Below are 1821 nucleotides of genomic sequence, written 5' to 3'. Positions count from 1 at the left end.
GCGGCATCGATCTTCTGATCACCAAGATGAACAAAGACAACGACATGCCGGAAGAAATGCGGCGCTTTTTCGAACCCGAGGCCAACGGCGTCGGCGGAGAGGCTGATGAAGATGAAGCCGCCGCAGATGAACCGCGGGCTTTCTATGACCTGGATCCAGCCGATGACGCAAATACCGAGCTGGACCCGGTAGTCATGCAGGATCTGGGCAACACTGATGACCAGGGATATGATGACTACTGGAGCTACCAGGAAACGCACGCTTTGGCCTTTGACGACATTGACGACCTTTTGGCCCTGGCAGACAGCCTGCTGGTCAGCGACCTGGCTTCCAGCGTCTACTACTACAAGCACAAGTTCTACCTCAAGCTGGCCTTTATGGACGAGAACTATGCGGAAATCAAGCCAGCTGACGCCTGGGCTATTGCCAACGAATTCGGCTACCAGGTACCGGAAAGAGAAATGCTGCAGGCACAAGAACATGGCCAGTGCCTCTTCCAGCAGGATGCCCTGGGAGCCCTGCGCCGGCAGTTCGTCAGCAAGTAGCCGGGGATAAACAAAGAAACGAGCCGAAGAAAAGAGGAACCTTTCACGGGTTCCTCTTTTTTTCTTGGGAAAAAAGGGCATTTTTGGCGTACTAGTTAACGGGGGATTATTTTGTACGCAGCCTTATTACACCAAGAATTAGTCTTAGCGGTCAGTGAAGCCGCGAAAGTCCGGGAAAATCCGGCTTATCTCAACCAGGAGGTCTACCGCTGCCCGCGCTGCCGGAAGCCGGTGATTCTGGTCCTGTCCCAGAAAGCGGAGCCTTTTTTCAAGCATTACCAGGTCTTTCGCGGCTTGGGGGAGCAGGAAGAGCACCGGCAGGGCAAGACGCTCTTAAAAGCCGCCCTGACCGCGGCCGGATTGCCGGCCAGGCTGGAAGTGCCTCTGGCTGACGGGGCCCTGCGGGCAGACGTATTGGCCAATCCCGGCCTGGCCTTTGAAGTGCAGTGCGCGCCGCTGGGGCAGGAGGAATTCGCCCACCGCCATGCCCTCTACCGGTCCATTGGCATCAAGGACATCTGGCTGGTCGGCCGCCGGCACTATCTGGGCGAGAAACTGAAGCAGACCCAGCTGATCTTTTTCCGGGAAAATCAGCTCTGGGGGAGCTACTATTTGGAAATTCACCAGGCAGACAGCCTGCTGCGGCTCAAATACCAGGTGCAGCAGGCACCCCTAAGCCAGCAGCTGGTCTACCGGCAGGAGGACTTTCCCCTGGACGGGGAAGGGATTGCCGCCCTGTGGCGCTTCAGGCCCCTTCTGCCGCCGCCTGAAGCGGCAGACTGGCTGAAAGAGCGGCAGTATCTGGACCAGCAGCTTAAAGAGAAAAGCCGGCTGGGCCAAAAGCTGGGGGAGCTGATGTATCTGCGGGGCTACACCCTGGCTGACCTGCCCCAAGAGGCCTTCAGCCACTGGCGCAAGCCCGGTGAGCCGAGCTGGCTGGCCGGTTTTCTGCAGCAAAAAACCAGCCCCTAGGGACTGGTCTAAAGAAGATGCAGATGACTGACCGGATAGCAAAGCGGCGAGTTCTCCGTCAGCTGCAGGAGGGGCTCAAAACAGGCATCGCGGTCATTGTCAAAAATTTCGAGGAGGTCGTCATCACTCAGTTCGCCGTCCAGCAGCAGGCCGCTGTCATCAATCTGGTCGTCAAAGACAACGGTTGACGGCAGGGCCTTGATCTGGAACTTCTGGGCCAGTTCCTGGTCCTGGGCAATTACGTCCGGCAGGCAGGAGTCGGTCATGGCGGCTTCGACTTCCGCCAGGTCGGTTCCCAGCTGCT

At 57.9% G+C, this 1821-nt stretch carries 2 protein-coding genes and 1 pseudogene; 2 read left to right on the top strand and 1 reads right to left on the bottom strand.

Going from position 1 to position 1821, the window contains the following annotated elements; genetic code table 11:
- The coding region (locus tag lacNas_RS13600; RefSeq protein ID WP_201331607.1) for an adaptor protein MecA at positions 1 to 545 on the top strand (545 nt) is incomplete at its 5' end.
- A 111-nt stretch (positions 546 to 656) separates the two neighbouring features.
- Complete coding sequence (locus lacNas_RS13595; RefSeq protein WP_201331606.1) at positions 657 to 1517, top strand: competence protein CoiA; 861 nt, start codon at positions 657 to 659, stop codon at positions 1515 to 1517.
- An 8-nt stretch (positions 1518 to 1525) separates the two neighbouring features.
- On the opposite strand, the pseudogene lacNas_RS13590 reads toward lacNas_RS13595, so the two are convergent.
- Positions 1526 to 1821 (bottom strand): annotated as a pseudogene (locus lacNas_RS13590) (DsbA family protein); the annotation flags it as partial.

The sequence above is a fragment of the Lactobacillus nasalidis genome (assembly GCF_016587775.1).
GTDB classification, from domain to species: Bacteria; Bacillota; Bacilli; order Lactobacillales; family Lactobacillaceae; genus Lactobacillus; species Lactobacillus nasalidis.
The sequence above is the reverse complement of the archived record's forward strand: the minus strand, read 5'-3'. Positions and strand labels throughout refer to the sequence as shown.